Genomic DNA, 19,934 nt, shown 5'->3' with positions numbered 1-19,934 from the left:
GACGGTGTCCAGGTGGCCGAGGAGCATGAGTGTCGGGCCGTTGCCGCGTCCGATGACGCCGACCGTGTTGCCTGTGGTGTCGGTGTGTGCCTGGAAGCCGAGGTCTGTCATGGTTCGGACCAGGTGGTGGCCCAGTGCGTGCTCCTGGTACGACGGGGAGGGGATCTCCAGCATCGTGCGCAGCAGTCCCGCCGCGTATGTGTCGGTCACACTCCCGGCCGGAGTGACAGCCTCCTTCATCTCCGCACCCGATCCAGCAGATGACCCACGACCCGATCCGCGGAACGGGCCCTTTCCTCGTGCCGGCCGCAGGTTTCGAACACCCTCCGCCCGTCCGCGCCGAACCTGCCCGCAAGCGCAGCGATGTCGCAGCCGCGCGGGCCTTCTGGTGTCGCTGACACGTGACCTCCGTACTAGGACCGACCCCGGACGGCAGAAACGAACTACCGCATGGAAAAGAAGTTACGAGCACGCCGACCCCCGAGCGTCCGCAACAAAATCAATCGCCAGGACACACCCCGCTGACCCACCCCCGTACGGCTACGAGCTCCGATTACCCGGCGTCCGTCCACGCCGTGTCACGCTGGTCCGCATTCCGGAATCCACCGGAACAGTCACGGTACGCAGGAGTGGAGGAGGAAATCGTGGGACGTACGAAGGAGAGAATCCCGGTACTTGCTTTGTGGAGCGCGCCGCGCTGTCGGTCCACCGCGTTCGCGCGAATGATGGCCGAGCGTGGCGACCACGCCGTCGTGCACGAGCCGCTGTCCCGGGTGGTCGACTTCGGCGAGGTGGAGGTCGGTGACCGGGTTGCGCACGACGAACAGGGCGTGCTCGCGGCGCTGCGCTCGCTCGCCGCGTCCGAGCCGGTGTTCTTCAAGGACACGACGGACTTCCACTACCCGGCGCTCCTGGCCGACGAGGATTTCCTCGCCTCCGCGACCCACACGTTCATCGTCCGAGATCCGGCCGAGGCCATCGCCTCGCACCACAAGCTGAACCCCGAGCTCGGTCGCGACGAGATCGGCTTCGCGTGGCTGTACGAGATCTTTGCCGCGGTGCAGTCCGCCACCGGAACGACGCCGGTCGTGATCGACTCCGACGATCTGCTGGACCGCCCGGCCGAGACCGTGCGGATGTACTGCGAGGCAGTCGGCATCCCCTTCGTCCCGGAGGCGCTGACCTGGCGGCCGAGCATGCGCTCGGAGTGGCAGTCGACCAGTCGGTGGCACCGGTCGACCAGCCGGTCCGCCGGCTTCGAGCGCGGCTCGGGCGCCACGGTCGACATCGTCGAGGCGGACCCGAGGCTGCGTGCATTCCGCGACCATCACATGCCGTACTACGAGAAGCTGAGCGCCGCCGCGCTGCGACCGTGAGCGTCCCGCTCGTGCCGGAACGACCACTGCCGCCACGCGCGAAGAGCGGCGTTTCAGGCCCACGAGGTCATGGAGACGTCGGCGGAAAGAACGACCGACGGCCCAGCATCGGTACCTCCGCAATGGTGAGACTTGGGATGGTTCTTAGTGAGGCGGGTAACGTGACGGAGAATGTGCTTCCCTCCATCAGAGGTGCATGGAATCCAGAGAAGGTCTTCCGTGACGCGGGCGGCGCCGGCAAAGCCTCGGCACTCCCCGTCGGACGTGGACTGTACGACGCGATCGACATCTCCGGCCATCGCAACAACACTGCCGTCTCCGCGGCGACGGAGACGACGGCGGGAGAATTCAATGTGTGGAGGAACTCCTTCGCCGCCGAATACCTGCCCGCGGGCGGAAGTCTCGTCCACGTGGACGACGTCCCGTTTCGGTTCCCCCCTGTCTGCGAAGGACCGGACAACATCCGCTGCTCCGGGCAGTTCATCCGCGTCCCGGAGGGCCGTTACGACTGGATCCACGTGCTGGCCGCGTCCGAGCGTCGCACCGAGGACACCGTCGAGCTGAGCTTCGCCGACGGCTCGGTCGACGCGGAAGCGCTCCGGGTCTCGGACTTCTGGGCGGCACCCGCGTGGTTCGGCGAGACCAAGGCTTTCGAGAGCCTCGTCATGCACTATCCGCACCACGTGCAGCGCGGTATCCCCGCGGTCATGTGGGCCCAGCGGGTTCCTGTCACCCGGCGCACGGGCCTCACCGGCATCCTGCTGCCACGCAACGTCGCGGTGCACGTCTTCGCCCTCACCTTGCAGCGAACGGAGACCTGACATGACCGTCGAGGCGACGGCGCGCACCTATACGATCACGGGCCCGGAACCCGAGCTCTGGTATCGCGACCTCATCAGCTGCCTGCAGGCCACGTGCGGTTCGGTGCTGGCCCGCGAGGGAGCCGACCCGCTGGCCGTGCTCGGCGCGGGGTGGCAGTTCCTGCACATGCCGGGCGACGTCCGGTCGGAGGAGTTCTACTACCCATGCAGCGCGGGACAGTTGGGCCGCGCTCTGGCCCCGCACCACGACCTGTCCGCCCGCTGGTGGCAGCCCGCCGACGAGGGCGACGTGTGGCGCGAGGTGCGCGAGCGACTGGCCGACGACCGGATCGTCATCGCCGCCGTGGACAACTTCCACCTGCCCTTCAGGCCCGCGTACGGGGATGTGCATGCCGCGCACCTCGTGCTGGTCTACGGCCTGGACGAGACACGTGGCGTGGTCCACGTCTCGGACGCGATGCCGCCCGCCTTCCGCGGCGCCGTGCCCATCGAGGAGTTCCGGCGGAGCTGGGGCTCGGCCAATCCGACCGACGCGCAGGATGCCTTCTTCAGCGACTCGGAGATCGGCCTGCGCTGCCTCGACGTCAGCCTCGGCACGCCCCCGGCGCCCCTGACACCGGAGTCGCTGGGCGACTGTCTGCGTACCGACGTCGAGGGCTTCACCACGGAGACTTCGTCCCGTACCGGGATCGCCGGCTACGACGCGTTCGCCGGGGAACTCAGGGAGCGGTGCCGGGCAGGTGACGCCGGCGCGCTCCGCGAGCTGTACCCGTTCGGCTGGGCCATGCAGGCGCAGGCCTCGCTCCACGGCGAACTGCTGCGCCGCTGCGGCCGCGACTGGGACGACGCGGTGCTCGCCGGGGCGGGACGCGCGGTCGAGACCGTCGCCCACGCGTGGACCGGGCTGCGGTTCACCGGCGCGCACGGCCACGGCGACCCGCGTGCGGCCGCGCCCGACATCGCACACCACGCCACGCTGCTGCGCGCCGCCTACGCGCGCGCGGTGGACGCTGTCGGTGCGGCAGCGGCGCGGCTGTGAACGTACCTGGACCGACCTCCTCGACCGAGCGGATGGAGAGTGATGAGCAAGCTGGCAGCGTTCGGCGGTACGGCGACCGTACCGAGGGACCGGCGCCACGTGCAGTGGCCGCTGATCGAGGACGAGGACCGCAAGGCAGTCCTCGACGCGCTCGACGGCCCGCGCCTGGTGTCCGACACCGACGGTGTGAACGCGGTGTCCCGACTGGAGGAGCACTGGGCCCGCCGCTTCGGCCACGAGGACTGCGTCGCGGTGTCCAACGGCACGGCGGCACTGGCCCTCGCGCTCGCCGCGCTGGGCGTCGGTCCGGGGGACGAGGTGATCGTGCCGGCGTTCAGCTTCATCGCCACCGGGCTCGCCCCCGTGCACCAGATGGCGGTGCCGGTCTTCGCCGACATAGACCCGGTCACCTTCAACATCGACCCGGATGACGTCGAGCGCCGCATCACACCGCGGACCAAGGCGATCATCCCCGTGCATCTGCACGGCGCTCCCGCCGACATGGACCGGCTGACCGGAATCGCCCGGACACACGGCCTCGCGATCGTCGAGGACGCAGCCCAGGCGCCCGGCGCCACCCACCGCGGACGCCCGGTGGGCGCGATCGGGGACGCGGGTGCCTTCAGCCTCCAGGTCAGCAAGAACATCCCGACCTGCGGCGAAGGGGGGCTACTGGTCACCCAGGACGCCGGACTGGCCGCCAGGGCCCGCCGCGGGCGGCAGTTCGGCGAGGAGATCCAGGCCGGCCGGGACCGCGACTACATCTCGTACGGCTTGGGGTGGAACTACAAGATGAACGCACTCCAGGCCGCGTTCACCCTCGCGCAGCTCGACCGGTTCGACGCCTACGAGCGTGCCCGGCAGGCGAACGTCACAGGCTTCCTCGCACGCCTGGCCGAGCTCCCGGGCCTGACGGTGCCGACCGCGCTGCCGCACACCACCCATGCCTGGCACATCCTGCGTTTCCGCTTCGACCCCGCCGCGTTCGGCCTCGACGGTGTGAGGCCCGAGGCGCTGCGCACGGCGCTGCGGCGGCTGCTGCGCGCCGAAGGGGTGCCGTTGTCGCAGTACCAGCTGATGCCGCTGCCCGACCAGAAGGTCTTCTCCGACCGAGTCGGCTTCGGCTCCGGCTACCCGTGGTCCGTGACCGGAGCGCCCGGCACCACCGGAGATGATGACCACCCGGTGACCCGGGCGGTCATCGCCGACTCACTGACGGTGCAGAAGCGGCATCTGCACCCGGGCGCCGGTGAACTGCTCGGTCTGTACGCCGACGCCTTCGAGAAGGTGTGGGCCAACAGGGACATGGTGGCCACGCTCGCGAAGGCGGCCTCATGACCGTCCTCCAGGAACAGGAAGGGGACACCCTGGACGCGGTCGCCGCACGCATCCGGTCGCATGTCGTCGACATGTGCGCCGGGCCCGAGGGCGGTCACCTCGGCGGCGCGTTCTCCAGCGCCGACATCCTCGCCGCGTTGTACTTCTCGGTGCTGAACGTGGACCCGCAGCGGCCGGACGACCCGGCGCGCGACCGCTTCCTGCTCAGCAAGGGCCACGCCGCCGTCGGCCTCTACGCGGCGCTGGCCGAGAAGGGCTTCTTCTCCGTCGGTGAACTCACCGGATACGGCCGCCCAGGCAGCAGACTGATGGGCCATCCGGTCCGCGCGGTGCCCGGTGTGGAGATGCCGACCGGTTCGCTCGGTCACGGGCTCGCACTGGGATGCGGGTTCGCGCTGGCCGATCGGTACGCCGCCCGTGATGCGCGCACCTTCGTCCTCCTCGGCGACGGCGAACTCCAGGAGGGCTCGGTGTGGGAGGCGGCCATCGCAGCCGCTTCGCTGCGCCTCGACCGGTTGGTCGCGGTGGTGGACCGCAACGGTCTCCAACTGACCGGCGAAACCGAGGGCATCGCGCCGATGGAACCGATGGCCGAACGATGGCGGAGTTTCGGCTGGGCGGTCCGCGACGTGGACGGCCACGACCCGGACGGACTCGCGGACCATCTCGACGCTGCGCCGTGGGAACCGGGCCGACCGAGCGTACTGATCGCTCGTACGGTCAAGGGCCAGGGTCTGCCGTTCCTCGCGGGCAGCAGCGCGAGTCACTACGTGAACCTGTCCCCGCGCGCTCACGCCCGAGCGGTCCGCGCACTGCACACCAGGGAGACCACCGGATGAGCCGCGCGACCCGAGAGGCGTACCGGGACCGTCTACTTCCTCTGCTGCACCGGCACCCCGAACTGATGTGTCTGGATTCCGACACCGGTCTGTTCAAAGCCGACCACGCCGCGGCGGCCGGCAACCAGTACCTCAACCTCGGCATCGCCGAGCACAACCTGATGGGCGTCGCCGCCGGGATGGCCGCGAGCGGGCGGGTCCCGTTCGTCAACACGATGGCCGCATTCGCCGCGTCTCGGGCTCTGGAGGCGATCAAGATCGACATCGCCTACAACGGACTGCCCGTCCGCATCATGGCCACGCACGGCGGTCTCGCCGCGGGCCACCTCGGACCGACGCACCAGGCCCTGGAGGACCTCGCGGTGATGCGGGTACTGCCTGGAATGACCGTGGTGGTGCCTGCCGATGCCGCCGCCACCGAGGCGTTCGTCGGGCAGAGCCTGAACCTGGCCGGTCCGCTCTACGTCCGGCTCGGGCGGAAACCGACCCCGGCACTGCCGGCCACCGCCCCGCCCCCCGTCATCGGGCGGGCGCAGAGCCTGCGGCAGGGCGGCGACGTCGTGCTCGCCGCCTGCGGTCCCTACCCGGTGCTGGCCTGCCTGGCGGCGGCGGAGATCCTCGCCGGACACGGCATCGGGGCCACCGTGTTGAACATGCACACCCTGCGCCCGCTCGACACGGAGGGGCTGCTGGCCGCGGCACGGCCCGCCTCGCTCGTGGTGACGCTGGAGGAGCACTGGCGCAGCGGCGGCCTCGGTGGCGCGGTGGCCGAGACACTCGCGGAGGAGGCGCCGACACGGGTGCTGAGGCTCGGCATGCCCGACAAGTTCGTCGACGAGGTGGGCAACCAGGAACACCTCGTCGCACATTACGACCTCACCGCGGAGCGGGTCGTGAGGGCGGTCCGTACGGCCCTCGACACGACGGCGCGCTCCGGGAGGACCGATCGGAAGGAATACGTCTCATGACCATGACCGGGACCGCGACCACCGGGCAGGCCTGCCCGGAGTGCGAGGAGCAGGTGCGGATCAGCGATTCGGTACGGCTCAACGAGATCCTGGACTGCGTGGGCTGCCGCAGCGAACTGGAGATCGTGGCGCTGAACCCCACGGTGCTTGCTCTCGCGCCGGAGGTCGAAGAGGACTGGGGCGAGTAGTCGGTTCGGGACCGACGTCGGAACCGGGTTCCGCACACGGCTTCCACCCGGCCCCCGACGACGGGGATCCGGTCCTCCAGCGGCAGGCACGAGGAGCCTGTCCCGAGGGCCGGGTCCGCTTCCCGGGAGCCGGCACGCCCTCCAGAGCGTGTTCGCTACCCCCGCGTCGGTTCGGCTCGCGGCGTCGGATGCGGTCAGCTGCACGGCGGAGGGGTGTCCTCGTACCGGCTTGTACTCGGGCGTTACTGACGACGCGGCAGGTGGTCGTGGCCGGCGTCGCGGGCCCGCCGTGGGGTCCCCAGCACGCGGCCGGGGGCACGCCCATCACGGGCGCGGGCGCAAAACGGCAGCGTTCGGCGCGGCATCGAAGCGTGCGCCACGAACGAGGCGCACCTCTGGGTGCTCCGGATTCCGGCCGGGGTCACGGCGTCCTCGCTCGACCTGTCCGTTCTGGAAGGGCGGGAGCGGGCGTCGCATGGCGGGCCTCGTCCCCGGCCGTTCCCGCGCGCCTGGCATCCACCGTGCCGTTCCGAGGTACTCGGGCACGGTGGCACAGAAAGGGCCCGGGTGGGGTCGCAGGGCGGCGCGGTGGTGCCGAGCTCGGACGCGCGCACGGCCGTCGCGGTACACGACGGGCACACCGGACCGACGGAGTACAGCGGCCACCATGTGCTCCGGCAGTCGGCCGACTGGCTATGCTCGGCGCCATGGCACTCGAATGGGAACAGATCGTCGTCGACTCCGTCGACCCCATCTCCCTCGGGCAGTGGTGGGCCGCGGCTCTCGGCTGGGTCGTGGTCGACAAAACCGAGGAGATCATCGAGATCCGGCCCGAGCCGGACCGGCTGCCGGGGTTGCTCTTCGTCCCCGTCCCCGATGGCAAGGCGGCGAAGAACCGGCTCCACCCCGACTTCCGCCCCGACGACCACGAGGCCGAGATCGCCCGGTTGGTCTCCCTCGGTGCCCGGCGCGCCGAGCCCGTGCAGGAAGGACAGCACTGGGTGACCCTCTTCGACCCGGAGGGCAACGAGTTCTGCGTCCTGTCCGAGCCGAGGAGCTGATCGGACTCCTTCACTCGTTCGAGTGAAGATGGTGGACGGTTCGCCCCCACGCAGCACGGGGGCGTGGACCGTGTCCGTCGCATCCGGCGTGTCACCGAGACCTGCCCGATCCGGGCGACGCACCCGGTCCGCCTCCTCGCCCGTGCGGGCCGTGGCATCCGCCCCTCGACAGCCCTCAGAAGTCCCATCCCTCCTCGTCCACCGCGACGGCGGCCTCGGCGAAGGAGGCGCCCACCATGCAGGCCGTGAGCGTGGTGCCGTCCGCCGGGTCGATCAGGAGGAAGGAACCGGTGCGGCGCGAGTCGGCGTAGCGGTCGAGCGCGAGCGGTTCGGCTGTGCGGACCGTGATCCGACCGATGTCGTTGGCGACCAGCTGCCCGGGATCCGGGTGTGGGGAGAGGTCGTCCAGACTGAGCCGTGACGGGATCTCCCGGACGATCGCCTTGACGGTGCGGGTGGTGTGCTTGAGCAGCACCCGCTGGCCGGGCGTCAGGGGGCGGTCGGCGACGTGGCAGACGGTCGCCTCGACGTCCTGTGTGGTGGCGGGCGCGTCACCGGTCGGCACGATCAGATCGCCGCGCGAGACGTCGATGTCGTCCTCCAGGAGGAGTGTGACCGACTGCGGCGTCCAGGCCGTGTCCACGGACCGGCCGAGCAGGTCGATCCCGGATACCGTGGAGGTCCGTCCCGACGGCAGCACGGTCACCGGCTCGCCGACCCGAAGGGCGCCGGCCGCGATCTGGCCGGCGTAGCCGCGGTAGTCCGGGTGCTCGGCGGTCTGCGGGCGAATCACGTACTGGACGGGAAGGCGGGCGTGACAGGAGGTCACCTCCTGGCTGACCGGGACCGTCTCCAGATGCTCCAGCACGGTCGGGCCGCCGTACCAGCCCATGTGGGCGGACGGTTCCACCACGTTGTCGCCGGCCAGCGCCGAGATCGGGATCGCGGTGATCTCGGGCACGCCCAGCTCGTTCGCGTACGCCGTGAACTCCCCGACGACGGACGCGAAGTCCGGCTCCCGGTAGGCCACCGCATCCATCTTGTTGACGGCGAGCACCACGTGCGGGACGCGGAGCAGGGCGGCGACCGCCGCGTGGCGCCGGGTCTGCTCGGTGACGCCGTTGCGGGCATCGACCAGGACCAGGGCGAGGTCGGCGGTGGAGGCGCCGGTCACCATGTTGCGGGTGTACTGCACGTGTCCGGGCGCGTCGGCGAGGATGAACCGGCGACGGGGGGTGGCGAAGTAGCGGTAGGCCACGTCGATGGTGATGCCCTGCTCGCGCTCGGCCCGCAGGCCGTCGGTGAGCAGCGCCAGGTCGGGCGTGTCCTGGCCCCGCCTGCGCGAGGCCTCCTCGATGGCCGACGCCTGGTCGGCGAGAACGGATTTGGTGTCGTACAGCAGCCGTCCGACCAGCGTGGACTTGCCGTCGTCGACCGAGCCGCAGGTGGCCAGCCGCAGCAGGCCGCCCGGCCGGTCGGCCACATCGCTCGCAACGATTCTGTCGGTGACGCCCGTTGTCATGGCTAGAAGTACCCTTCTCGTTTGCGGTCCTCCATGGCGGCCTCGGAAAGCCGGTCGTCGGCCCTGCTCGCGCCGCGCTCGGTGACTCGGCTCGCCACGATCTCCGCGATCACGGCGCCCACCGTCGACGCCGAGGAGTCGATCGCACCGGTACAGGACATGTCGCCGACGGTCCGGTAGCGGACCTGGCGCTCGCCCAGGGGCTCACCGTCCCGGGGGCCGCCCCACGCGCCGGGCGCCAACCACATGCCGTCGCGCGGGAAGACCCGACGCCGATGCGCGAAGTAGATCTCCGGCAGAGCGATGCCCTCCCGCTCGATGTACTGCCAGACGTCCAGCTCGGTCCAGTTGGACAAGGGGAAGACCCGGACGTGCTCGCCCGGCTGGTGGTGGCCGTTGTACAGCTGCCACAGCTCGGGCCGCTGCCGGCGCGGGTTCCAGCCGCCGAACTCGTCCCGCAGGCTGAACACCCGCTCCTTGGCACGCGCCTTCTCCTCGTCCCGCCTCCCGCCCCCGAACACCGCGCCGAAGCGGCCGGTACGGACCGCGTCGAGGAGGGGAACGGTCTGGAGCGGGTTGCGGGTGCCGTCGGGGCGTTCGCGGAGCCTTCCGTCGTCGATGTACGACTGCACGGAAGCCACCTCGAGGTGGAGGCCGTGCCGCTCGACGACGCGGTCGCGGTAGTCGATCACTTCGGGGAAGTTGTGGCCGGTGTCCACGTGCAGCAGCGAGAACGGCAGCGGCGCGGGGCCGAACGCCTTGAGCGCCACGTGCAGCATGACGATCGAGTCCTTGCCGCCGGAGAACAGCAGCGTCGACCGGTCGAACTCGCCCGCCACCTCGCGGAAGATATGGGCCGCCTCGGCCTCCAGCGCTTCGAGGTGGGTCATCAAGGGCGGCGCCGGAGTCTGCTGCGGGCCGGTGAGCACGGCGGGTGTCTTCATGGCCATGACGGCGCTCGCTCGGTGAGGACCGCGTGCACCTGCCGGACCGACTCCTCGGTGGTCCGGTCATGCGTGTGGACACGGAGGTCGGGGGCGACCGGCACCTCGTAGGGGTCGTCGGCGCCGGTGAGGCCGCTGATCTCGCCTGCGGCCTGCCGGGCGTAGAGGCCCTTCACGTCGCGGTCCGCGCAGATCCCCACCGGAGTCGCCACGTGCACCTCACGGTAGGGGACGCCCTGTTCGGCGTGCTGGTCCCGCACGGCCTCACGCGACACCGCGTAGGGAGCGATGACCGGCACCAGCACGGTGACACCGTGTGCGGCGAGCAGCCCGGCCACGTAGCCGATCCGGCGGACGTTGGTGTCCCGGTCCGCCTTCGAGAAGCCCAGGTCGCCGGAGAGTTCCGCACGGATCTCGTCACCGTCGAGCACCTGCACCCGACGCCCTTCGGCCCGCAGGCGCTCGGCGAGGCCCACCGCGATGGTGGTCTTGCCCGCGCTCGGCAGCCCGGTCAGCCAGACCGTGCCGCCCTGCCACTCGGTCGGTCTGCCCTTCGGTTCGGTCATGCGAGGATCTCCGTTTCGCGCGTGCTGGGGGCCGTCTCGTCGGGAGGTGCGATGCGCACCGTGGTGCCGGCCCCTGCGAGTGCCTGGCTGACGGGGGCGGAGGCGCGTCCGTCAGCGATGCGTACGCTGCCGACTCCGCCGGTGAGTGCTTCACGTGCCGCGACGAGCTTGAGCGCCATACCGCCGGTGGCGGAACGGGTGGGCGGGCCGGTCGGGGAGATGCGATGGGTGCTCTGCACGCTGGTGGCGTCGTCGGGGTCGGCGAGTACGCCCGGTGCTCCCGTGAGCAGCAGCAGCCGGTCGGCGCCGAGTGCGACGGCGAGCGCAGCGGCGGCGCGGTCGGCGTCGACGTTGACCGGGTTGTCGTGCTCGTCGATCGCGGGCGGCGAGACGACCGGGACGTGGCCCAGGCGCAGCAGAGCCTTGGGCAACTCGGTGCGGACCGTGGTGATTCGGCCGCTGTGGTTGTCGCGGACCAGCACGGTGCGGCCGTCGACGACGGAGCGGACGACCGACTTGCGGCGGGCGCGGAGCATGCCGCCGTCCATGCCGGTCAGCCCGACCGCGGGCACGTTGTGGCGGGCGAGTTCCGCGACCAGTCTGGGTTTGACCGCGCCGGTCAGTGCGAGGACGACCACGTCGAGCGTGGCCGGGTCGGTGTAGCGCGTCGAGACGTTGTCCGGGGCGACGAGGGTCCGCTGCGGGACGCCCAGTTCCCCGGCGAGCCGCCTGATCTCTCCCGATCCTCCGTGGACCAGGACGATGGAGTGCCCCTCCTGGACGAGTCGGGCGATGTCGGCGCAGATGCCCGCGGCGTCGACTGCCGGATTGCCGCCGCATTTGACGACGGTGAGCGGTGGGGTGGTCACGGTCTCTCCCGAGTACGAGGGGCCAGGTCCTGTCTGGTGTCTGGTGAACAGCGCCGGGCGGGATCTGCCAGACAGGGCCTAGAGGGGGTGGAGGCCCGGGAAGGTGAGGCCGAAGGTCTCGGGCCAGCCCATGCGGATGTTGAGACACTGGACGGCATTGCCGGCACCGCCCTTGACCAGGTTGTCCAGCGCGCCGATGCTGGTCAGGCGCCCGGTTTCCTCGTCCAGGGCGTAACCGACGTCGCAGTAGTTGGACCCCAGAAGGATCTTCGGGTCGGGGTAGCGGAAGATGCCGCGCTGGTGGGCGACGACACGGACGAAGGGTTCCTCGGCGTACTGCTGACGAAAGGCCCGCCGGAGGTCGAGTTTGCCGACGCCGGGGCGCAGAGTGCTGTGAGCGATCGTCTGGACCCCGCGGACGGCTTCGACGCCGGTGGCCGTCATGGCCGCGGAGAGGCCCAGGTGCTGGGATATCTCGGCCTCGTGGCGGTGGCTGGTGGGCGCGAACACGCGCATCGCGCCGCTGCGTTCAGCGTGCAGGTTGGCCGGGCCGGCGGTGGAACCGGAGCCGCTCGAGCCGGTACGGGCGTCGAGTTGGACGCCGGCCTCCGTGTCGATCAGATCGTGCGCGACGAGCGGGTGGAGGGCGAGGACGCCGGCGGTGGCCATGCAGCCGGGCACGCTGATCAAGTCAGCGCCACGCAGCCGCTCCCGGTGCAGTTCGGGCAGGCCTGGCACGAAGCTGTCCAGCAGGTGCGGGGCCTGGTGCTCACTGCCGTAGTACCGTGCGAAGGTCTTCGTGTCGTTGAGGCGGAAGTCCCCGGTCAGGTCGACGACGAGTTTGGCGCGCTGGATCCAGTGCTCGATCTGGGTCATCGCCGCCCGGTGCGGCAGAGCCAGGAAGACGACATCGCACTCGGCTACCTCGTCGACGGAGCAGAACAGCAGATCGGTGGAGGCCCGCAGATTCGGGTGCACACCGTCGACCCGCTTGCCGGGGAAACGCGAGGAGATCGCGCCCACCACCTCGACCTCGGGGTGAGCGATCAGCAGCCGCAACAGTTCTCCGCCGATATAGCCGGCCGCGCCGGCAACCGCGACACGCATCATGCCTCCACTCTGATCACCACAGGACCTCCGTAGCGAAAGTTCTCGATCAATCGGACGGCACATACACCCCGCATGGAAAGGCAACCTACGAACCGACCCGCATTCCAGGCGTCCGCGACAGACTCATCCACCACAGCGCTCCGGCTTACCGAGCGTGGGCCGGGGGTACGCGCGACGTTTACTCCCGGTCGGCGCCGCGCTCGTGGTCCGAGATGAGGTCGCTACCCGGGACCACCTCTGCGCAACGGATTCGGCCGGCGTAGTCGTCTCGCTTATCAGGCCCGGCCTCCACGCGTGACAGCATAGTTTTGCGAGTGTCGTCAGAATTTCTTCTTCGAAAGCCTTCGGAGGCCCGTCACATGAAATCAGTGCTCGTCCTCTCCTGGATAGCCATCGGTAACGTGCCCGCAGCGGTCGCGGAGCTCCGGGCTCGCGGCCTGCGACCGGTTCTGGTCTCCGACCTACCCGACGATCCCCATGCCGGCCTCTGCGACGACCACATCGTGTTCGACTGGGACCGGGAGGAGCTGCCGGCCCTCACGGCCCGGATCGGTGAGCGGGGCACCGAGCCGATCGCCGTCGTCAGCATGGTCGAGAAGCTGACCGAGTGGAGCATCGCGCTCACCACGCACTACCGCCTTCCCGGTGGCGGCGCCGGCCGTGCCGTGCTGGCGAGCAAGACCCTGGTCCGGGAGCACATGAGCGCCCTGGGCCTGTCCGACATCAAGTTCTCCGGCGACCCCAGGTCGGTGGACTTCTTCCCCGCCATCGTCAAGCCCGCGCGGGAGTCGGCGGCCTCGTACATGGTCAGGCGGGTGGACGACCGGGACGAGCTGCTGGCCTACCTGAAGCACCTGGAGGAGTCCGGGGCGGGCGACGTGGAACTGATCGCCGAGGAGTTCGTGTCCGGCACCGAGTTCTCGGTGGACGGGCCCGTGCTGAACGGCCGCTTCCACCCGCTCCTCGCGATCGAGAAGGCCGACCACAACGATGCCAAGCACCACGATGCGGGGCTCTCGTTCCACCCGCCGCAGCAGAGTCACGTGCGGGACGGCGTGCACGCCCTGTGCGAGGCGATCAACATCTTGTGCGCCGACCGGGGTCTCGACCAGGTCTGGCTGCATTTCGAGGGCCGGAGCTCGCCGGAAGGCCGGACCGAGCTCGTCGAGATCAACCCCCGGGCCGGCGGTTTCCACACGGGGATTCCCGCGTCCATCCAAGCCCTCTACGGCATCGACGTCATCGCGGCGGTCGTCTCTATGGCGCTGGGCGAGTACGCGCCGCAGGAGGTGGGGCCGATGCGCGAGCAGCCGATGTTCGGCAACGTGGAACTGGAGGCCGAGGAGATCGGCACGGTGGAGGCGTTCACCACCGAGGCGGACCTGCTCGCACTTCCCGGCATCATGAGCGTGCGCTTGTCGGACGGTTACCGGGTGACCCAGCTGAACAAGGAGAACTTCTTCCTCTCGCTCACCCTCACCGCGGACTCCGTGGAGGAGCTGCGCGAGCATGCGGCGAGGGCCCTCGACTCCTTCGAGTACCGGGTCAGGCCGTAGCCGGCCCCCGTTCGGCCTGACGGGGGGCTCGATCCGCCGCTCGCGAAGGCGGCGGACAGGCTCCTCTCCGCGCCGGACAGCTCGGCCGGCCCCCCACGGCGGTGAGGTCGCCCGGTGCCCAGCCGGGTGGACACGGTCACGGCAAGTGGAGCCGCCCGCGCGTTCGACGGTGGCTCGGAGCAGGGCGGAGGGAAGGCGCGCCCCCCCCTGCGGATCCGGCCGTCGCGTTGAGGCCGACCGGGGGCCGCGGGGGCCCGGCCTGCCGCGTCGGCGGTGGTGGGACCGCCCTCTGAACGCGCCCGCGACCGTGGCGCCGTGCGATGGGCGCCGGCTGTCACCGGAATCGACGGGTTCGTCGTACGCAGGAGGCTCCCCGGCCGCGCGGAGTCCGACGTCCGCGCGGCCGGGCAGTGGTTCGAGTCGGCCCGTGTGTCCTTCCGTCAGGCGCAGTCCGCGGTCTCGCCGAGCGCGGTGTGCAGCTCGGCCAGAAGCTGCTCCGCCTGGGCAGCGGTCACCCCGTCCGCACGCCACGCCACGACGAGGTCCCACGAGCCGTCCGGAGCCGGAACGGCCTCCAGCGTCAGCTCGGTGTCCGTGCTGGGCGGCCGTACCCGCACCGGCTCGACCGCCACGTGACCACCGAGGTTGCCGTGTGGGGGCAGCCCCTGAAGAACGACCCAGGTCTGGAAGAAGGGGTGACGGCCCCGGCGTTTCGTGAGAACGCGGACCAGCTCGTCGAAGGGAGTGTGTGCGTGCTGAAGGCGCGACACCACCTGGACGGTCGCCCGGTCCAGCAGGTCCCCCGCGCTGTCGTCGTGCGCGGGCGAGACCACCAGGGCGAACGGGTTGACGAAGTAGCCGACCACCGGCTCGAGGGCCGGGTCGAAGCGGCCCGCGGTCACCGAGCCCACCGTGAGCTCGGCGGCGTCGAAGGTGCGGGCCAGGGCAGCGGCGGCGCCGGCGAGCAACGCCGCCAGGGCAGGGCCACCACGGCCGGCGGCGGCCTGCTCGAGCCGCCGCACGGTCTGCGCGTCGACCGTCATGACCCGTTCGAGCCGGTCCGCCGGACCGGCGCCCGTTCGTGCGGGAGCGGGCAGGAACGGCTCCGGGACCGCGGCCAGCTCCTCTTTCCAGAAGGGCAGGTCGCGGCGGGCCCAGTCCGCGAGGCGGGTCGCTTCCCAGGCACTGAACTCGCCGTACGACAGCGTCGCCGCCGCCTCGTGCCGCCGGCCTTCCGACCGCGCCGTGTACGCGCGCGCCAGATCGGCGATCAGCACCGACTCCGACCAGCCGTCGAAGGCGATGTGGTGCACGTGGAAGCAGAGCAGGTGGCGGTCCTCGGCCAAGCGGCACAGCCGGGCCCGCAGCGGGACCTCGTCCTCCAACGAGAACGGCTGTGCCCACCAGTCGGCCGTTACCGCCTCGGCCGCCTCCCTCATCCGCCCGGTAGCGGGACCGGCGATGTCCGCCAGCACGACGGCCGCGTCCGCGGGGGCGAGCACCTGCTGCTGGGGGGCCTCGTCGACCCACGGGTAGATGGTGCGCAGCGCCGGATGTGCCTCGACGACGTCGTCGAGGGCCGCCTGGAGCAGGTCACGCCGGAGTGGTCCGGTGAGCGCGTAGGCCAGCACGATCATGTTGTCCGCGGCCCCCGGCGTGCTCATCTCCGCCAGCCAGAACCGCTGTTGGGCGCGCGAGAGTGGGGCGGGAGCCGTGCGGTCGGGGCCGGGGGAGGGGAGCTGCTCGCGGGGAGCTGCCTGTGAGCAGTGGGCAGTGATGGCCCGTGGCGTACGCAGCCGGTAGACGTCGGAGGCGGTCAGGCGGGCGTCCAGCCGGGCACCGACCCGGGCCGCCAGCCGGATCACGTCGAGCGAAGTCGCCCCGGCCATGACGAGGTCGTCGTCCTCGGCCAGGTGCGCCAGACCGAGCAGCGCGTGGACGTCGTCCAGGACCGGGCTGCCCTGGGCCGGCCGCCGCGCGGCAACCCCGGCCGGTCCGGCGCTGCCGCGCAGCAGCGCTTCCACCGCCTTGCGGTCGGCCTTCCCGTTGGCGTTCCGCGGGAGCTCCACGGCGTGCGCCAGCCGCGTCGGCACCATCGCGCCGAGCAGGCTGCGTGCCGCATGCTCCGTCAGTTCCACTTCGTCCAGGGGCTGCTGGTGGACGGTGGTGTAGGCCGCCGCGAGCTGAACCCGGCCGGGCGCCGTCTCCAGCGGGACAACACAGCAGGCGGCGACCTCGGGGTGGTCCTCCAGGACGGCCTCGACCTCGCCGGCCTCGATCCGGACTCCCCGGATCTTGAACTGGTGGTCGGTCCGCCCGCGGTAGCGCAGCAGGCCCTCGGTGTCGCGCACCGCGAGGTCACCCGTGCGGTAGAAGCGCACACCGTCCCTGGTGAAGAACCGACGAGCGGTCTCCTCGGGGGCGCCCGCGTAGCCGAGTGCCACTCCGTCGCCGGCGACCGCCATCTCGCCCAGGTCGCCGTCGGCCACGGGCCGCCCGTCCGCGCCGAGGAGGGCCACCACGGTGCGGGGCACCGGCGCCCCGATCGGAACCTCCGTGCTGCCCGCCGCCACGTCGGTCGGGCGGATCACGTGGGCGGTGGCGAAGATGGTGCTCTCGACCGGTCCGTATCCGTTGACGACGTGCAGGGCGGGGAACTCGGTGATCACGCGGCGGGCGTTGCTCACCGACACCCGCTCGCCGCCGACAAGCAGCAGGCGCACCGCACCGAAGAGGTCGATCCGCTCCTCCGCGAGCACGTTGAACAGCGAGCTGGTGAGCCAGAGGCTGTTCACGCCCTGCCGGATGGCTGCCTCCAGCCCAGGTGCGTCCAGCGCCGTGGCCGCCCGGTCCATCAGAACGCATCGGCCGCCGTTGAGCAGCGGTGCCCACAGTTCGAGCGAGAGCCCGTCCCAGGGCAGTGGGGCTGCCTGGAGGAACACCGAGTCCGGGCCGAGGGGGATGGCCGGGCAGTTGACCAGGGTGCGGATGGTCCCCTTGTGGGGAGAGAGCACTCCTTTGGGTTTGCCGGTGGAGCCGGACGTGTAGAAGACGCTGGCCGTCGCTGTGCCGTCGTGCAGAGGCGCGGGGGCCGGGGTGGTGCGCCCGAGCTCCAGCAGGGAGGCGAAAGTGACGGTACGCACCTCGACCCCGGGCGGGGCGGTCGGCGCTCCGGGCGCCTCGGTGACGCACAGCGCCGCGTCCGTGCCCCGGAGCGTCTCGTCCACCCGTCCCTGCGGCCACTGCGGGTCGATCGCCACGTAGGAAGCGCCCGCGCGCAGGACGCCGAGCAGTGTCGTCACCAGCTCCGGTGAGCGCGGTACGCGCACCGCGACGTGGCGGCCAGGCTCGACCCCGAGGCGGCTCAGCGCGGCTGCCACCGTCTCGGACCGCGCAGTCAACTCACGGTAGGTGAGGCTCCGTCCACCTTGCTGAACGGCCACCGCGTGGGGGCTGACCCGGGCATGGTGGGCCACCACCTGTTCGATGCGCTCACCGAACGCGTAGGGGCTGTCGTTGGCGGGGGTACTCATCGGACGCCCTCCACCGGGGGCCGGGCGGTACCGAGCAGAACGTGCGAACGCGGCCGGCTCGGGGTCCGCCGGCTCATGCCGTCGCTCCTTCTCGCGACACGTCGATGACTGCCGCGAGGTCCTTCAGCACGGTGTTGTTGAGCAGTACCGGGAAGGGAAGGGAGAGGCCGAGCTCGCGGTTGACGCGGTTGTGCATGCGGAAGGCCAGCAGCGAGTGACCGCCGAGGTCGAAGAAGTCGTCGTTTCTCCCGATGCGTTCGGCGCTGAGCAGGTTCTCCCAGAGGCCGGCGAGGAATCGCTCGGTGTCGGTCTGCGGACCCGCGTACGACTCCTCACGCTCCAGGTGCCCGGCGAGCACCTCGCGGAGGGCGTCGAGGTCGCGCTTGCCGTGCGCCGTCGCGGGGATCCGGTCCTGGGTGATGAAGTGGCCGGGCACCATGAACTCCGGCAGGTCCCGCTCGCTCCGCTCGCGCAGCTCCTTGACTCCCAGGTCGTTCTCGAGCACCACGAACGCCACCAGGCGCCGGTCGTCGCCCTCGCCCTGCGGCAGCACGACGGCTTCCTGGACCTCGGAGTAGCGGCGCAAACCTCGCTCGACCTCGCCCGGTTCGACCCGGTAGCCCCGGATCTTGACCTGGTTGTCGACGCGGCCGACGAACATCAGGGCACCGTCCTCGCGCTGCCGCGCCAAGTCGCCGGTGCGGTACACGCGTGCGCCGTCGGCCTCGCCCGGCAGGGTGAGGAAGCGTTCGTCGGTCAGGTCGGGGCGGTCCTGGTAGCCGCGAGCCACACCGGGGCCGCTGACGAACAGCTCGCCGGTCTCGCCGGGGACCGTGGGTTCCAGCTCCGGGGAGAGCAGCCGCACGGATACTCCGTCCAGGGGCAGGCCGATCGGGATGGCGTCGGACTCCGCGTCCTCGGCCGTCACCTGATGCGCGGTGCAGGCGGTGGTGATCTCGGCCGGGCCGTAGAGGTTGTAGAGGGCACCCTTGAACTGTCCGCCCAACAGTGCCCGGCAGGCTGCCGGGAGCAGCACATCGCCGCCGGTCTGGAGGATGCGGAGTGAGGCGAAGGCGTTCCGGTCCTCGCGCACCACGTGGTTGACGACCATGGTCGGCACGAGCATCGCCGTGATGCCGTAGTGCCTCATCTGCCGTTGGAAGTCGGCGGCCAGCAGTTCCGGCACGGGCGGGAGTACGACCGCCTGTGCACCCCGTCCGAGAGTGCTCCACATCTCGAAGTGGAAAGCGTCGAAAGAGATGCTGGATATCTGGCCGACCCGGTCCGACGGTGTCAGCACCGGCAGGCTCGGGTTGGCGGCGAAGGAGACGATGTTGCGGTGCTCCAGGACGATGGCCTTGGGCTCGCCGGAGGAACCGGAAGTGAACAGCACGCTGGCCGCGCTGCTCGGTACCACGACTCCTTCGGTCGGAGAGGTGTCCGCGGCGGCACGGTCCTCGATGCAGACGATCCGGGCGGACACGGACGTCAGCCGGCCCTCCCATCCGGTCTCGGTGAGCACGACCTTCGCCCCGCTGCTGTCCAGCATCAGATCGCGACGGGCGTCCGGATAGCGGCTGTCCACGGCGACATAGGCCGCCCCCGACTTGAGAACTCCGAGGATCGCCACGAAGAGCTCGACCGACCTGTGCAGGTAGATTCCTACCCGGTCCTCGGGCCCCACCCCATGGCTTCGCAGCAACGCACTGACCGCGTCGGACTCCTCGTCCAGCTGAGAGTAGGTCAGAGTCCGCGTGTCATCACGAACGGCCGGGCGGTGCGGGTGCGCCTCCGCGGATCGCCCGAAGAGCTCCGTGAGGGTGCCGGCTGATCCCCTGGCTACCACTTTTTCCTCCTGTTGTGCATACGGCATTCTCGGAATTCGCAATGACTGATCCCGTGCGCGCTGTCAAGCGCGCATGTGTGCAACGGTTTCGCCGGCGGCAGAGCGCAGTGCCCGCGATGTGGGGTTCGCATTCAGGCAGGTACGGGAAAGCGTCGAATCGGGAGGGGGCCGCAGGTGGCGCGATGGTATCGGTGGGGGGGTCTGCCGTGTCGGAACACCGAAGAACTGGACGGTGAGGCTGTGTCCGGCGTTCGGTCCCAGGAGTTCGAGCAGGGTGTTCCAGCAGGCTGCGGCGAGTTCGGATGCTTTTGGTTCCGGGTTGCTGGGGTGGGTGGCGGGGCGGGTGACGGTGTAGCGC

General features: G+C 70.7%; 16 protein-coding genes and 2 pseudogenes. 9 read left to right on the top strand and 9 right to left on the bottom strand.

From position 1 onward, the window contains the following. Positions 1-210, bottom strand: a pseudogene (locus HCJ92_RS12450) (acetyl-lysine deacetylase); the annotation flags it as partial. A 419-nt stretch (positions 211-629) separates the two neighbouring features. Here HCJ92_RS12450 and HCJ92_RS12445 point away from each other — a divergent pair. The 8 genes from HCJ92_RS12445 (at position 630) to HCJ92_RS12410 (ending at position 7,630) form a co-directional block, all read left to right on the top strand. Then, positions 630-1,376, top strand: coding sequence for a sulfotransferase-like domain-containing protein (locus tag HCJ92_RS12445; protein WP_338054146.1), 747 nt, complete (start codon positions 630-632; stop codon positions 1,374-1,376). 161 nt (positions 1,377-1,537) lie between these two features. After that, on the top strand, positions 1,538-2,197 hold the full coding sequence (locus tag HCJ92_RS12440; protein WP_338054145.1) for a hypothetical protein: 660 nt from the start codon (positions 1,538-1,540) through the stop codon (positions 2,195-2,197). 1 nt (position 2,198) lies between these two features. Next, on the top strand, positions 2,199-3,236 hold the full coding sequence (locus HCJ92_RS12435; protein WP_167933593.1) for a BtrH N-terminal domain-containing protein: 1,038 nt from the start codon (positions 2,199-2,201) through the stop codon (positions 3,234-3,236). Between the two features lie 42 nt (positions 3,237-3,278). After that, positions 3,279-4,574 (top strand): DegT/DnrJ/EryC1/StrS family aminotransferase, encoded by a 1,296-nt coding sequence (locus tag HCJ92_RS12430; protein WP_167933592.1) that lies wholly within the window; start codon positions 3,279-3,281, stop codon positions 4,572-4,574. After that, positions 4,571-5,413: a transketolase gene (locus HCJ92_RS12425; protein ID WP_167933591.1), complete on the top strand. Its 843-nt coding sequence runs from the start codon at positions 4,571-4,573 to the stop codon at positions 5,411-5,413. The genes HCJ92_RS12430 and HCJ92_RS12425 overlap by 4 nt, the downstream gene beginning before the upstream one ends. Next, a complete protein-coding gene (locus tag HCJ92_RS12420) occupies positions 5,410-6,381 on the top strand; it encodes a transketolase family protein (RefSeq protein ID WP_167933590.1) in 972 nt (323 codons plus the stop codon). Before HCJ92_RS12425 ends, HCJ92_RS12420 begins: the two co-directional genes overlap by 4 nt. Further along, entirely contained in the window at positions 6,378-6,569 is a 192-nt protein-coding gene (locus HCJ92_RS12415; RefSeq protein ID WP_167933589.1) for a lysine biosynthesis protein LysW, read from the top strand. The genes HCJ92_RS12420 and HCJ92_RS12415 overlap by 4 nt, the downstream gene beginning before the upstream one ends. Before the next feature lie 707 nt (positions 6,570-7,276). Continuing rightward, positions 7,277-7,630 carry a VOC family protein gene (locus tag HCJ92_RS12410; protein ID WP_209311041.1) on the top strand — a complete coding sequence of 118 codons (354 nt, stop codon included), beginning with the start codon at positions 7,277-7,279 and terminating at the stop codon, positions 7,628-7,630. 175 nt (positions 7,631-7,805) lie between these two features. Here HCJ92_RS12410 and HCJ92_RS12405 read toward each other — a convergent pair whose 3' ends face one another. The 5 genes from HCJ92_RS12405 to argC form a co-directional block, all read right to left on the bottom strand. Continuing rightward, positions 7,806-9,152 (bottom strand): sulfate adenylyltransferase subunit 1, encoded by a 1,347-nt coding sequence (locus HCJ92_RS12405; RefSeq protein ID WP_167933587.1) that lies wholly within the window; start codon positions 9,150-9,152, stop codon positions 7,806-7,808. Positions 9,153-9,154: 2 nt separating this feature from the next. After that, entirely contained in the window at positions 9,155-10,096 is a 942-nt protein-coding gene (gene cysD, locus HCJ92_RS12400; protein WP_167933595.1) for a sulfate adenylyltransferase subunit CysD, read from the bottom strand. Then, positions 10,093-10,662 carry an adenylyl-sulfate kinase gene (gene cysC, locus HCJ92_RS12395; RefSeq protein ID WP_167933586.1) on the bottom strand — a complete coding sequence of 190 codons (570 nt, stop codon included), beginning with the start codon at positions 10,660-10,662 and terminating at the stop codon, positions 10,093-10,095. The genes cysD and cysC overlap by 4 nt, the downstream gene beginning before the upstream one ends. Further along, positions 10,659-11,531, bottom strand: coding sequence for a [LysW]-aminoadipate kinase (locus HCJ92_RS12390; RefSeq protein WP_167933585.1), 873 nt, complete (start codon positions 11,529-11,531; stop codon positions 10,659-10,661). The genes cysC and HCJ92_RS12390 overlap by 4 nt, the downstream gene beginning before the upstream one ends. A 78-nt stretch (positions 11,532-11,609) precedes the next feature. Continuing rightward, entirely contained in the window at positions 11,610-12,641 is a 1,032-nt protein-coding gene (gene argC / locus HCJ92_RS12385) for an N-acetyl-gamma-glutamyl-phosphate reductase (RefSeq protein WP_167933584.1), read from the bottom strand. 359 nt (positions 12,642-13,000) lie between these two features. On the opposite strand from argC, the gene HCJ92_RS12380 reads away from it, so the two are divergent. Next, positions 13,001-14,197, top strand: a complete 1,197-nt coding sequence (locus HCJ92_RS12380) for an ATP-grasp domain-containing protein (protein ID WP_167933583.1) — start codon at positions 13,001-13,003, stop codon at positions 14,195-14,197. Between the two features lie 440 nt (positions 14,198-14,637). Here the strand turns inward: HCJ92_RS12380 and HCJ92_RS12375 are convergent, their stop codons facing one another. The 3 genes and pseudogenes from HCJ92_RS12375 to HCJ92_RS24935 form a co-directional block, all read right to left on the bottom strand. Further along, on the bottom strand, positions 14,638-17,730 hold the full coding sequence (locus HCJ92_RS12375; RefSeq protein WP_167933582.1) for a non-ribosomal peptide synthetase: 3,093 nt from the start codon (positions 17,728-17,730) through the stop codon (positions 14,638-14,640). A 73-nt stretch (positions 17,731-17,803) separates the two neighbouring features. Continuing rightward, the gene (locus HCJ92_RS12370; RefSeq protein WP_209311040.1) at positions 17,804-19,603 is read right to left on the bottom strand and encodes a non-ribosomal peptide synthetase; all 1,800 of its coding nucleotides are present in this window, start codon (positions 19,601-19,603) and stop codon (positions 17,804-17,806) included. A 36-nt stretch (positions 19,604-19,639) separates the two neighbouring features. Next, positions 19,640-19,934, bottom strand: a pseudogene (locus HCJ92_RS24935) (hypothetical protein); the annotation flags it as partial.

Origin of the sequence: Streptomyces spiramenti, assembly GCF_012034385.1 — a bacterium.
In the GTDB taxonomy this organism is placed as follows: domain Bacteria; phylum Actinomycetota; class Actinomycetes; order Streptomycetales; family Streptomycetaceae; genus Streptomyces; species Streptomyces spiramenti.
Note: the sequence above shows the minus strand (reverse complement) of the source record. Positions and strands in the feature narration are given on the sequence as shown.